This window comes from Sphingomonas sp. NCPPB 2930, from assembly GCF_042867205.1.
Taxonomy (GTDB): Bacteria; Pseudomonadota; Alphaproteobacteria; order Sphingomonadales; family Sphingomonadaceae; genus Sphingomonas.
In genome coordinates, this window is record NZ_JBHZQU010000006.1 from 169,688 (window position 1) to 182,653 (window position 12,966).

Below are 12,966 nucleotides of genomic sequence, written 5' to 3' on the forward strand. Positions count from 1 at the left end.
GAAGGCCGCTGTCCCCTCCGCGGTCTTCCGGGTACATGGGGCGATCATGGCCGCACCTGTCCTGCTCAACAATATCGACCATCGCGACCTTCGCGTCGCGATGGGTCATCATGCGCGCTTCGGCGACGCCATCAACCAGACCCGCGTATTCCCCGCCGAGTTCGAGGAGCTTCAGCGCGAATACGCGATATTGCTGCGCCGGGACGAGGCGGGTGCGCTGTATGCGACCATCCTTCTGGGCCTGGACCCGGATGAGAACCTGTTCCTGAAGGGCGATCGCTGGGACGCCCGCTACATTCCCGCGACCCGTGCGCGCGGGCCGTTTTCGATCGGTCACGACCCCGCCGGCGAGCCGATGATCTTCCTCGATCCCGAGCATCCGCGACTGACCACGGATGGCATGCCCGTCTTTCGCGAACATGGCGGCAACGCGCCGCTGCTCGACCATGTCTCGGTCATGCTGCAACGCATTTATGAGGGCGTGCAGACCGAGCAGGCCATGTACGAGGCCTGGGCGGCGCTCGACCTGCTGACGCCCGCCGTGCTGCAACTCGATCTGGACGAGGGGCGGCGATACAAGGTGCCGGACTGCCTGACGATCGATAGCGCGCGGCTGGCGGCGCTGGAGGGCGGGGCGCTTGGCGAGCTTCATGCACGGGATTATCTACGCCCGGCATTCTGGATCGTGTCCTCGCTGGGCAATCTGCGCCATCTGATCGATCGCAAGCTGGTCGGCGATGCGCATGGCTGATCGCCTGCCCGCCCCGCGTCATGCCCGCGAGATGACCGGCACGCTACCCCCCGATCTCGCCGCGCTGGTCCAGCGGGACGAGCCGGTCATCCTGCGGGGCTATGCTGCCGACTGGCCGCTGGTCCGCGCGGGGCGGATTTCCGGGCATGCGGCCGCCGACTATCTCCTTCGCTTCGATCGCGGACGGCCGGTGACCGGCTATGTCGGCGAGGCGGCGATCCGGGGGCGTTTCCATTATGACGAGACGGCCACCGCGCTGAACTTCAAGAGCCAGACGCTGCCGCTGCGCGATCTGCTGGCGCGGTTGCTCGACGGGGCGGACGGGGAAGGGGAGGCGCCCGCGCACTATATGGGGTCGACCGATCTCGACGCCTATCTGCCCGGTTTTCGCGACGAGAACGACCTTGTGCCGTCGGATGGGCTGTTCGCCCGCCATCCGCCGCTGGCCAGTATCTGGATCGGCAATCGCACCATCGCCTCGGCGCATTACGACATGGCGAACAATGCGGCGATCTGCGCGGTCGGTCGACGTCGCTTCACCCTGTTTCCGCCCGACCAGATCGCCAACCTCTATCCCGGACCGCTGGCCCCGACGCCGGGCGGGCAGGTCGTCAGCATGGTCGACTTCGCCCGGCCCGACCTCGATCGCTATCCCCGCTTTGGCGACGCGATGGCCGAGGCCGTGGTGGCGGAACTCGAACCCGGCGACCTGCTGGTCTATCCGGCGCTGTGGTGGCACCATGTCGAGGCGCTGGAGACGTTCAACGTCCTCGTCAATTACTGGTGGAACACCGCGCCCGCCTATCTCGACACGCCTATGGATACGGTGATGCACGCCATGCTGTCGCTGCGCGATCGGCCGGCGGCGGAAAAGCGGGCCTGGTGCGCGATCTTCGACCATTATGTCTTTGGCGATCCCGAAGCGGTCGTCGCGCATCTGCCCCCGGCGTCGCACGGCCCGCTCGCGCCGCTCGACGAGGCGATGGCGCGGCGGCTTCGCGCCTATCTTCTGCAAAGGCTGAACCGATGAGCGATCCCTGTCCGCCGACGCGGGTCGTCATCGCAGGGGGTGGGACCGCCGGGTGGCTGGCCGCCACTGCGCTCGTGCGGCAATTGGGGCCGCTCGTCCAAGTCGTCCTGGTCGAATCCGACGAGATCGGCACCGTCGGAGTGGGCGAGTCCACCATTCCCACTGCGCGCGGCTTCCATGCCTTTCTCGGCATCGACGAGGCGGCGTTCATGCGCGCCACCCAGGCGACCTTCAAGCTGGGCATCGGGTTCGAGAATTGGGGCCGGGTCGGCGACCGCTATTTCCACCCTTTCGGAACCGTGGGGCGATCCGTGGCGATCGCCGATTTCCAGCATTTCTGGCTGGAGGCGCGGCGTCACGGGTTCGGCGGCGCCTATACCGACTATTCGCTCGAGGCGCGGGCGGCGGCGGCGGGCCGTTTCGGACGGGACGAGGCCGGGACCCTGGCCTATGCCTATCATCTCGATGCCACCGCCTATGCCCGCTTCCTGCGCGGGATCGCCGAACCGGCCGGGGTGCGCCGGGTCGAGGGCCGCATCGCCAGCGTCGAGCGCCACGGCGAGGGCGGGGACATCGCCGCGCTCCATCTGGTATCGGGCGACCGGATCGAGGGGGACCTGTTCCTCGACTGCACCGGCTTTCGCGCGCTGCTGATCGAGGGGGCGCTGGAGACGGGTTTCGAGGACTGGAGCGAATGGCTGGCCTGCGACCGGGCGATCGCGGTCCAGACCGAGGCCGTCGCGGCTCCGGTCCCCTATACCCGCGCCATCGCGCACCGGGCGGGCTGGCGCTGGCGCATCCCGCTCCAGACGCGGGTGGGCAATGGCCTGGTCTATGCCTCGGCCCATATGAGCGAGGACGAGGCGACCGCCACCCTGATGGCGGGGATCGAGGGTATGACGCTGTCCGAGCCCCGCGCCCTGCAATTCCGCGCCGGGATGCGTCGTCGCGCCTGGAGCCGCAACTGCGTGGCGCTGGGGCTTGCGGCGGGGTTCATCGAGCCGCTGGAGTCGACCAGCATCCACCTGGTCATGATCGCGGTGATGCGCCTGATCCAGGGCTTTCCCTTTCAGGGCCAGGACAGCGCGGCGCTGCGGACGCGGTTCAATGCCCAGTCGCGTCACGAATGGGAGCATATCCGCGACTTCATCATCCTGCATTACGCGCAGACGGAGCGGACGGACTCGCCTTTCTGGCAGCGCTGCTCGACGATGCGCGTCCCCGAGACCCTCGCGGAACGGATCGCATTGTTCGCCGAAAGCGCGGGGGCGTGGCAGGGGCAGGACGATCTGTTCAAGATCGATTCCTGGGTTTCGGTGATGCTGGGGCAGGGACTTGTCCCGAAAGCCCATCACCGCATTCCCGGAATGCTGAGCCGTCAGGCGCTGAAGGATTCGTTCGACGGACTGGATCAACAGCTTTCACGGCAGTTGCAGCCGATCCCGGATCATCTTGCGTTTCTCAAGGGGTATTGCGAGGCGACGGCTTGATGGCATGTCGGGAATAAGGCGGCGAGAGCTACGCCCGATCATATTCCGTTCTACCCGGCTTTTTCGAAGGGCTTCCCGTTGAATGTCGCAGCCCGACCGGCGAGATTGACGGCGGTGCCGTCGACCCGGAACTGATCGACAGAGCCGAAACAATCCTGAGTTGTGCGATGCACGAGGTTGGGCTTCCGGCCATGATCTCGCGGCGGTCGATTGGGACTATCGCGAATGCGTGCCGCTGGCCTATCGGGCGATCCCACTATGGTAACCCTTCGACTTCGGGCCGATCCGCTATGAGGAATGGGAAGGACGCTTCCGGCTCGCAGCCGTCGGCGAGCGCCGGTCTTCCTGGCGAGGGACATTCGCCGCTGGCGATGGTCCGGCCTGTCCCGGTCCGATGACCTGGCTTGAGTCCATCGCCTTCGTCCTCGGGGTCGCGAACGTCGCGCTCGTCGTGCGGCGCAGCCTGTGGAACTATCCCGTCGCGCTGGTGATGGTATCGCTCTATGCGCTGCTGTTCTGGCGGGAGCGGCTGTACAGCGACGCCGCGTTGCAGCTCTTCTTCTTCGCGCTCAACCTTTATGGCTGGATCGTCTGGCGGCGCAGCGTCGCGCAGGCGGGCGAGGTGAGGGTGGAGACGCTGTCCTTCCGCGCGCGTGGCATATGGCTGGCGGGGATCGCGATCGCCTCGCTCGGTTGGGGGGCCGCGATGGCGCGCTGGACCGATGCGGCGATGCCCTTCTGGGATGCCTCCAATGCCGTTGCCAGCGTCGCGGCGCAGATATTGCTGGCGCGGCGGCGGCTGGAGAACTGGATCCTCTGGATCGTCGTAGATCTCTCCTCCATCGCGCTCTATGCGGTGAAGGGGCTGACGCTGACCGCCATCCTCTATGTCATCTTTCTGGGGCTGAGCCTGTGGGGCTATCGCGAATGGCGGGGGCGGGCGTGACGAGCATCTGCCTGCATGGGCCCGAAAGCACCGGCAAGTCGACCGTCGGCCCGCGCCTGGCTCGGGCATTGGGCGGATGCTATCTGGGCGAATATGGCCGCGACTATGCCGAGGCGCATGGCACCGACTTCACCATGGCCGATCTGGTGGCGATCGGACAGGGGCATGATGCCCGGCTGGTCCGGGCGATGGCGGAGGGGCCATGGCCGGTCGTGACCGATACCGATCCGCTGATGACCGCCGTCTGGGCCGACATGCTGTTCGCCGCGCGCGATCCCTGGTTCGCGACGTGGAACCGGCTGTCCGACGTCTATCTTCTCTTCGCCCCCGATCTGCCCTGGATCGAGGACGGCACCCGCCTGTTCGGTACGCGCGCGGCGCGGCAACGCTTCTTCGACCTGTCGCGCGCGGAGCTGGATCGGCGCGGCGTGGCGTACCGGTTGATCGAGGGGCAGGGCGAAAGCCGCTATGCAAATTGCATCGCCGCGCTAGAGCACTTTGGCATCCGCCCGCATCTTTGCTAACGGCGTCATCGAATAGCTTTTCAGGAAACCATTCCCCCCGTGTCCACGCCGCTCGACAAGATCCGCAACTTCTCCATCATCGCGCATATCGACCATGGCAAGTCGACGCTCGCCGATCGCCTGATCCAGTTCACCGGCGGCCTGACCGACCGCGAGATGAGCGAACAGGTTCTCGACAATATGGAGATCGAGAAGGAACGCGGCATCACCATCAAGGCGCAGACCGTGCGCCTGGCGTACAAGGCGCAGGACGGCGAGACCTATACGCTGAACCTGATGGACACGCCGGGCCATGTCGACTTCGCCTATGAGGTCAGCCGAAGCCTCGCGGCGTGCGAAGGCGCGCTGCTGGTCGTCGACGCCGCCCAGGGTGTCGAGGCGCAGACGCTGGCCAACGTCTATCAGTCGATCGAGCATGACCATGAGATCGTGCCCGTCATCAACAAGATCGACCTGCCCGCCGCCGAACCCGAAAAGGTCCGCGCGGAGATCGAGGATGTGATCGGCATCGACGCCTCGGGCGCGGTGCTGGCCAGCGCCAAGTCGGGCATCGGCATCGGCGACATCCTGGAAGCGATCGTCAAGAACATCCCCGCGCCCAAGGGCGACGCGGCCGCGCCGCTGAAGGCGATGCTGGTCGACAGCTGGTACGACCCCTATCTGGGCGTCGTCATCCTGGTCCGCGTGATGGAAGGCACGCTGAAAAAGGGGCAGCAGATCAAGTTCATGCAGGCGGGCACCACCCATCTGATCGACCGCGTCGGCTGTTTCCGCCCCAAGATCGAGCAGCTGACCGAGCTGGGCGTCGGCGAAATCGGCTTCATCACCGCGCAGATCAAGGACGTGGCGCAGGCGCGCGTCGGCGACACGCTGACCGACGCCAAGAAGCCGACCGAACAGGCGCTGCCGGGCTTCAAGGAAGTCCAGCCGGTCGTGTTCTGCGGCCTGTTCCCGGTCGACGCCAACGACTTCGAGAAGCTGCGCGAGTCGATCAGCAAGCTGCGGCTGAACGACGCCTCGTTCAGCTTCGAGATGGAGACGTCCGCCGCGCTGGGCTTCGGCTTCCGCTGCGGCTTCCTGGGGCTGCTCCATCTGGAGATCATCCAAGAACGGCTGACGCGCGAATATGATCTCGACCTGATCACCACCGCGCCATCGGTGGTCTATCAGATCGAGCTGACGCATGGCGGCGGGCAGATCGATCTGCACAATCCGGCCGACATGCCCGATCCCAACAAGATCGAGTCGATCAGCGAGCCGTGGATCGAGGCGACCATCTACGTCCCCGACGAATATCTGGGTTCGATCCTGAAGCTGTGCCAGGACCGGCGCGGCATTCAGAAGAACCTGACCTATGTCGGCGGCCGCGCGCAGGCGACCTACGAATTGCCGCTCAACGAGGTCGTGTTCGATTTCTACGACCGGCTGAAGTCGTTGTCGAAGGGCTATGCCAGCTTCGACTATCACCAGATCGGCTATCGCGACGGCGACCTCGTCAAGATGTCGATCCTGGTCAATGAAGAGCCGGTCGACGCGCTGTCGATGATCGTCCACCGCGGCACTGCCGAAACGCGCGGACGCGGCATGTGCGAGCGGCTGAAGGAACTGATCCCACGCCACCTGTTCAAAATCCCGATCCAGGCGGCGATCGGTGGCAAGGTGATCGCGCGCGAGACGATCAGCGCGATGCGCAAGGACGTGACCGCCAAATGCTATGGCGGCGACGCAACGCGCAAGCGCAAGCTTTTGGAAAAGCAGAAAAAGGGTAAGGCGAAGATGCGCGAGTACGGCTCGGTCAGCATCCCGCAGGAAGCGTTCATCGCCGCGCTGCGCATGGGCGACGAGGCGTAAGAACCCGGACCGGCCGGACGCGTGGCTGTTTAAAGCCGAGCGCCCGGCCGGGTCGGTAGCTCATGCACCGTCATCGGCATGGCGGCGAAATCCTTAGGGACGACCGCGTGAGCCCATTGGGACAGATGCCTTTGTGCTCCATCGGCCGCCTTGCGGTCCCGTACGAACAGGTCGAGTTGAGGTAGGCTCTCGCACGGCTTGGGACCCCTGCCGCAGTGATAGCTTATGACAGCAATCGCATGTATCTCACCTTGTGGACCGAGTAGGATCGCACCCTTTTCATCGCAGGAATGAACGCGGCAGGCGGTGAAGAGGTGGCTGCCATCCGGTAAATCCCGGCGGGCGTCGGGCGGTCCGCCCAGAACGGCTTCGACTTGATCGATCAGGCGGCCACTATGGTAGAGTAGGCTGATGCGCTTGTGGCCATCTATCCCCAAAAACTGAGCCAATGCCTGCTGGAAGTCCGGACGCCAAGATAGGGGGTTGACCGTATCACAGCCTGTTAGCCGCCGAAGCGAACACGGCTTCACGGCGACATCCGCAGACGGTGTAGCCAAAGCGATCGCCGACATTAAAGCCGCAAGCATCACGACAATCCCCCCGAGAACACCGATCGAGAACACCGATCCATCGCATGGCGGACGGCAGTCCGCCAATGGGCTTTCGGAAAAACGTGCAGTACAAGCGGGGCGGCCGCCCAAGGAGTAAAGCGGCCGCCCTTCAGTGTATCAGAACGCGATCTTGATCGTGCCGCGATAGGACTGGTTCTCGACGTCCCGGCGCTCGAAGGTCGTGTCGGCGCCCAGCGACAGCTGGACCCGGCCCGCGACATAGGACACGCCCAGGCTCGCCTCGCCCCAGTTCTTGTCTTGGCCCGGCAGTGCGAACAGCGCGGAGGGGCCGATGCCGCCCGCGAAATTCGCACCGAACACGCCCGGCCGATCCTGGAAGTCGTGGACATAATAGGCCGAGGCATAGGGGCGGAACGGCCCGTCCGAGCTGAGCATCAACCCGGCACGCCCCTGCACGCTGTTATAATCCTGGCGATCATAACGCAGGGCGGGGCCGCCGCCCGTCTCGGCCGTGGGGGTGAAGCCCAGATGGCTGACCCGCGCGGCGATACGCGGGCCGATCTTCAGGCCGCCGAAGCTATAGGTCTTGGCCAGCCCGACCTCGCTCGACAGCGCAAGCGCATTGTCGCGCGACCGCAGGTCATAGGCGACCCCCGCCAGCGAGACGTTACGCTGCGTCCGCGCCTGGAACACGCCCGCGCTGAACTGGCTGTCCAGCGAGACGCCGCCCAGCTCGGTCTTGCCGTACAGCGTACCCTGATACAGGTCGCCGCGCGCATATTGCCCGAACGAGGTGTTGCCGGTCGTCTTGGTGTAGGAAAAGCCGAAGCCGATGATGCTCGCCTCGTCCACCTCGGTCTCGATGCCGGTGGCGATATAGAAGCCGTCGAACCGGTCGCGGACGTTCGACGTGGTCGTCTGCGGCAGGGCGCGGGACCGGCCGTCGAGATAGCCGCCCGCCAGGAACACCGCGACATTTTCGGGCAGCACATTTTCGCGCATCGACACGCCGCCGCTGTCGGTCGCCATCTGCGCCTGGGTGCCCGCCAGGTTGCTGAGCCCGAGGCTGGCGACCTGGACCGGCTGGCCGACCATGGTCAGCGTGCCGCCCAGCCCCTCGCGCGGGGACAAAGTGGCCAGATGCTCGCGATAGAAGCGTGCCGTGTTGTCGAGCGCCATCGTGCCCTGCGCGCGCTTCAGCGCCTCGGTCGAGGGGGCCAGCCCCTCCAACGAGGTGCGGATCGACGCGGCCGAGGCTAGGTCGAGCGTGCCGTACAGGCTCGGGAGATTGGCCTGGTTGCTGCGATTCTGGTCGAGCAGCCGGGCATAGGCGGTCTGGTACGGCGTGGCGTTGACGACATTGGCATAGGAGCCCGCGACGATCCGCGCGGTGATCGCATTGGCCGAATAGGCCAGCGTCGGGGTCAGGATGGCGCTGAGCGCGGCGGGGCTGTTGAACTGCCCGCTGATCCCGCCGGTCGCGGTGGCGATGGTATAGACGTCGCCCGCGCGGATCACCTGCCCGCTGACCGGTGCGAAGCCGACCGATCCGCCCACGTTCAGCTGCCCGCCGCTGCCATTGTTGGCGACGACGGCGATCTTGTCCGACGTGCCGCCCGGCCCGACATCGATCAGCAACTGCGTGCCCGAGGCCAGGATGACGTTGCCGCCGAAGGTCAGCGTGCCGATCGTGCCCGTGGTGCCCGGCGCGATCATGCCCGACACGCTGGTGAAGAAGCGGGTGTTGATCCGCCCCGTACCCTGCAGGCCGCCCGCGAGCATCAGATAGTCGCCGCCCGCATTGATCGTGCCGCTATTGGCGACCATGCCTGCCAGATGGTTGAACTCGGCCACCGTGGACAGGGTGCCGCCGCTCGCCACGGTCAGCCGCGCCTCCGACCCGTTCAGTGTGAAGCGGTCGACCGTCGCCGAGGAGCTCAGCGTCGTATTGCCCGCCGCCGACAGGGTGACGTCGTAATAGCGCGCCGCGACCGTCCGGCTGGGGTCGACATTGTTCGGCACGAAATTGGTCGCGCCCGGCAGGCCGTTGGCGATGGTCGCGGCGGGAAGCGCCGCCGCCATCGCGCTGCCCGAGGCCTGGGCTTCGTCGGTGGCGGTCCGGCTGGTCTCGGTCAGGATGGCCTTGCCTGCGGCATTGGCCTCGCCCGCGCCGGTCTGTTCGGTGCCGTCGCCATCCTGTCGCGTGACCGCGCCGGTCTTGACATTATAGCATTCGACGCCGTCACAAATGTCGCCGAACTTGTTGGTCGGATCGTTCGCGAGACCGAGGCCGGGCGAGGTGGGAACGCCATTCGTCAGCTGGCCGTTCTGGATGATCTGATAGGCCGGGTCGGTCGTCGTCACCCAGTGCGTGCCATCCTCCCAGGCGCCGTCGCCGGCCTTGGCGGCGGCATAGCGATAGGGGTTGTTGGCGGCGATATAGTCCCAGAAGAGGTAGAGCGGTTGGTAGAAGGACGAGGTGCCGTAGCTGGACGAAGCCTGCGCATTGTAGAAGCGGCTGCCGCCCGACAGCACGCCGATCACGACCTGCCGCGCAAAGGTGCGATCGAGGATCAGCGGGCCGCCCGAATCGCCGCCCGCCGTTGTGCCCTCATTGGGCAGCGCCTTGTCGCGGAACAGGTTGAAGTCGAACCGGCTGGCCGAGGACGTGCCGCGGCGGGGATCGTCGAAGTCGATCTGATAGAGATTTTGCGGCAGGTTCGCGCCCTGGCCGAACAGCCACAGATTGCGGTCGTCGAGCGAGCCCAGCATGCCGATATAGTTTTCCGCGACACGACGGCGGAAATCGATGCCGTTGGTGTCGCCCTGGTTGCCGACGCCGCTGCGGCCATAGCCGGTGACGGTCACGTGATAGCCGGTGCCGCTGTCATTGCTGATCGACGCGGGCGCGGGCAGGGCGGAGAACAGCAGCGCCCAGGTCGGGATGCCGGTCGCAGGCGTATCGAGCGTGGCGAGCGCCACGTCGCCTTCGAGGAAGCCGGTCCGCTGCGACGCGGGATTCCAGCTGACCTGATTGACATTGTAGAGCGCGTTGGCGGCCTTGGTCTTGAACTGGTCGGGATTGGCGCGACCGCCCAGCGTGTCGAGCAGCCATTCGCGCACGCCGGTCAGATTGTCGGTCTTGAACCCGAACGAGATCGGGGTGCCGCCGCGTGCGGTGCCGTAATCGGCGGCGGCGCGGGTGTTGACGCAATGCGCGGCGAAGATGACGGTGCGCGGGTTGATCAGCGTGCCGGTGCACAGGCTGAGGCTGCCACCACCTGCGGAGACGAACATTTGTCCGACCCCGTTGACGCCCCCGGCATTGTCGATCGCGCTGGTCGCGGTGCCCGGCTGGGAGATGACGATCTGCGGTTCGTCGGTGACGCGCAGGCCCGGTACGGCCTCGATCGCGTTGGCGGCGCTGGCATAGTCCTGCGCGATCTGCGGGCGCGGTGTCTCGGTCGCGGCTTGCGCCTGTGCGGCGGCGGGCAGCGCCAGCAGCGCGCTCGAAGTCATCAGCGCACGGCGAAGCCGGTCTGTGGCGGGCAGAGTGAGTCCCTGCATCATCATTATCATTCCCCTGTAGTCCGGCGTCGTCCTTACGCCGCTCCGATAACGGAGTTATTCGGGAAGATGGCGCGATACAATGACAAATGTCTGAAATTCAAACATTTTGTTGTCAAGACCGACGCGTAATTGCCGCGCCAACATAACCAAGGAAAGAACATGTCGAGCCGACGAAAGAAGCTGCTTCTGGTAGCGTGCAAAGTCTTGCCGTTCATTGCGTCATTGGGCGCGGGGCCCGCTGCGGCCCAGGAACGCGCGCCGTTGATACTGGCGGCCGCCAGTCTTCAGGAGTCGATGACCGCCGCCGCCGATGCCTGGGCCAGGCGGGGGCATGTCCGTCCCGTCATCTCCTTCGCGGCCTCCTCGGCGCTGGCGCGGCAGGTCCAGGCGGGGGGCAAGGCCGACCTGTTCGCCTCCGCCGACGAGGAATGGATGGACGTGCTGGAACGCGGCGGCCTGCTCGCCGCGCGGACCCGGAGCGCCTTTCTGGGCAATCGGCTGGTGGTGATCGCCCCGGCCGGGCAGGGCGGTCATGTGACGGCGCGCACGCTCGGCCGGACGCTGTCGGCCGGGCCGCTTGCCATGGCGGACACCGACAGCGTGCCTGCGGGCAAATATGGCAAGGCCGCGCTGGAGCGGCTAGGAGCCTGGTCCATGGTGGCCCCGCATGTCGTCCGTGCCGAGAATGTCCGTGCCGCGCTGGCGCTCGTGGAGCGTGGCGCGGTCCCCTATGGCATCGTCTATGCCACCGATGCCAGGGCGGCACCGCGCGTCCGCGTGGCGGGGATGTTCCCGGCGGCCAGCCATCCGCCCATCACCTATCCGCTCGCACGGCTGAAATCCTCGACCAATCGGCAGGCCGAGGGGTTCCGGCGCTTCCTTCTGTCGGCCGAGGGCAAGGCAATCTTCCGACGCTACGGCTTTTCGACGCGATGACGGCATGATGCTGTCGGCTGAGGAATGGGGGATCGTCCGGCTGTCGCTGCTGGTCGGGGGATCGGCGATGCTGGTCACGGTGCCGGTCGCCTTCGTCATCGCCTGGGCGCTGGCGCGGGGGCGGTTTCCGGGGCGGGTGCTGCTCGACGGGATCGTGCACCTGCCGCTGGTGGTGCCGCCGGTGGTGACGGGCTGGGTGCTGCTGCTGGCTTTCGGCCCCGCCGGGCCGATCGGGTCGCGGCTGGCGGCGTGGTTCGGGGTCAGCGTGCTGTTCCGCTGGACCGGCGCGGCGATCGCGGCCGGGGTGATGGCGCTGCCGCTGGTGGTGCGTGCCATCCGCCTGTCGATCGAGGCGGTCGATCCCCGGCTAGAACAGGCCGCGCGGACGCTGGGGGCAGGGCGGTGGCGGGTCTTCGCGACCATCACCCTGCCGCTGTGCGCGCCGGGCGTGCTGGCGGGGCTGGTGCTGGGCTTTGCGCGGTCGATCGGCGAGTTCGGCGCCACCATCACCTTCGTCTCCAACGTGCCCGGCGAGACCGCGACGCTGCCGCTCGCCATCTACTCCGCGCTGCAACGGCCCGATGGCGAGGCGATGGTCTGGCGTCTGGCGGGGGTGTCGGTCGCGCTGTCGCTGGTCGCGCTGATCGCGTCCGAATGGCTGGCGCGGCGGATGGGCCGGGGGCTGCATGTCCTTTGATATCGACGTCTCGGTCCGGCGCGGCGAGAGCCTCATCGCGGCGCGCTTCGCCACCGGGCCCGGCGCGACCGTGTTGTTCGGGCCATCGGGGGTCGGCAAGACCAGCATCCTGCAGATGGTGGCCGGGCTGTTGCGGCCCGAAAGCGGCCATGTCCGCGTCGATGGCGAGACGCTGTTCGACGGCGCGGCGCGGATCGACGTGCCGCCCGAGCAGCGACGGATCGGCTATGTCTTTCAGGAGCCCCGGCTTTTCCCGCACATGCGCGTAGGGGCCAATCTGCGCTACGGCATGCGGCAGGCGGGCGGCGACCGGGACGGGGTGGTCGCGATGCTGGGCATCGGGCATCTGCTCGATCGCTGGCCGCGCACCCTGTCGGGCGGCGAGGCGCGGCGCGTGGCGATCGGGCGCGCGCTGCTCAGCGGGCCACGCGTCCTGCTGCTCGACGAGCCGCTCTCCTCGCTCGACCGGGGGCGGCGGGGCGAGATACTGGATGCGCTGGTAGCGGTGCGGGACACGACCGGCATCCCGATCCTGATGGTGACGCACGACCCGGACGAGGCCGAGCGCATCGCCACCGCCATCGTCCGGCTATAGCGTC

The 12,966-nt window shown here is 66.8% G+C and carries 10 protein-coding genes; 9 read left to right on the forward strand and 1 reads right to left on the reverse strand.

The annotated features are described in order from the left end of the window. Positions 1–46: 46 nt before the first annotated feature. The 6 genes from ACFX59_RS09575 to lepA all read left to right on the forward strand — a co-directional run bounded on the left by ACFX59_RS09575 (position 47) and on the right by lepA (position 6,592). Entirely contained in the window at positions 47–751 is a 705-nt protein-coding gene (locus ACFX59_RS09575; protein WP_387431884.1) for a SapC family protein, read from the forward strand. Continuing rightward, positions 744–1,781: a cupin-like domain-containing protein gene (locus tag ACFX59_RS09580; protein WP_387431886.1), complete on the forward strand. Its 1,038-nt coding sequence runs from the start codon at positions 744–746 to the stop codon at positions 1,779–1,781. Before ACFX59_RS09575 ends, ACFX59_RS09580 begins: the two co-directional genes overlap by 8 nt. Next, complete coding sequence (locus ACFX59_RS09585; protein WP_387431888.1) at positions 1,778–3,271, forward strand: tryptophan halogenase family protein; 1,494 nt, start codon at positions 1,778–1,780, stop codon at positions 3,269–3,271. Before ACFX59_RS09580 ends, ACFX59_RS09585 begins: the two co-directional genes overlap by 4 nt. 394 nt (positions 3,272–3,665) lie before the next feature. Continuing rightward, complete coding sequence (gene pnuC, locus ACFX59_RS09590) at positions 3,666–4,217, forward strand: nicotinamide riboside transporter PnuC (protein WP_387431890.1); 552 nt, start codon at positions 3,666–3,668, stop codon at positions 4,215–4,217. Further along, the gene (locus ACFX59_RS09595; RefSeq protein WP_387431892.1) at positions 4,214–4,741 is read left to right on the forward strand and encodes an AAA family ATPase; all 528 of its coding nucleotides are present in this window, start codon (positions 4,214–4,216) and stop codon (positions 4,739–4,741) included. The genes pnuC and ACFX59_RS09595 overlap by 4 nt, the downstream gene beginning before the upstream one ends. Positions 4,742–4,780: 39 nt before the next feature. Then, positions 4,781–6,592, forward strand: coding sequence for a translation elongation factor 4 (gene lepA / locus ACFX59_RS09600; protein WP_387431894.1), 1,812 nt, complete (start codon positions 4,781–4,783; stop codon positions 6,590–6,592). A 728-nt stretch (positions 6,593–7,320) separates the two neighbouring features. Here the strand turns inward: lepA and ACFX59_RS09605 are convergent. Then, a complete protein-coding gene (locus ACFX59_RS09605; RefSeq protein ID WP_387431896.1) occupies positions 7,321–10,731 on the reverse strand; it encodes an autotransporter domain-containing protein in 3,411 nt (1,136 codons plus the stop codon). Between the two features lie 162 nt (positions 10,732–10,893). Here ACFX59_RS09605 and modA point away from each other — a divergent pair, with 162 nt between their 5' ends. The 3 genes from modA to ACFX59_RS09620 are packed head-to-tail and all read left to right on the forward strand — an operon-like array spanning position 10,894 to position 12,962. Next, on the forward strand, positions 10,894–11,670 hold the full coding sequence (gene modA / locus ACFX59_RS09610; RefSeq protein ID WP_387431899.1) for a molybdate ABC transporter substrate-binding protein: 777 nt from the start codon (positions 10,894–10,896) through the stop codon (positions 11,668–11,670). 7 nt (positions 11,671–11,677) lie between these two features. After that, on the forward strand, positions 11,678–12,367 hold the full coding sequence (gene modB / locus ACFX59_RS09615; protein WP_307104498.1) for a molybdate ABC transporter permease subunit: 690 nt from the start codon (positions 11,678–11,680) through the stop codon (positions 12,365–12,367). Next, positions 12,357–12,962 (forward strand): ATP-binding cassette domain-containing protein, encoded by a 606-nt coding sequence (locus ACFX59_RS09620; protein WP_387431902.1) that lies wholly within the window; start codon positions 12,357–12,359, stop codon positions 12,960–12,962. Before modB ends, ACFX59_RS09620 begins: the two co-directional genes overlap by 11 nt. The last annotated feature ends 4 nt before the right edge of the window (positions 12,963–12,966 follow it).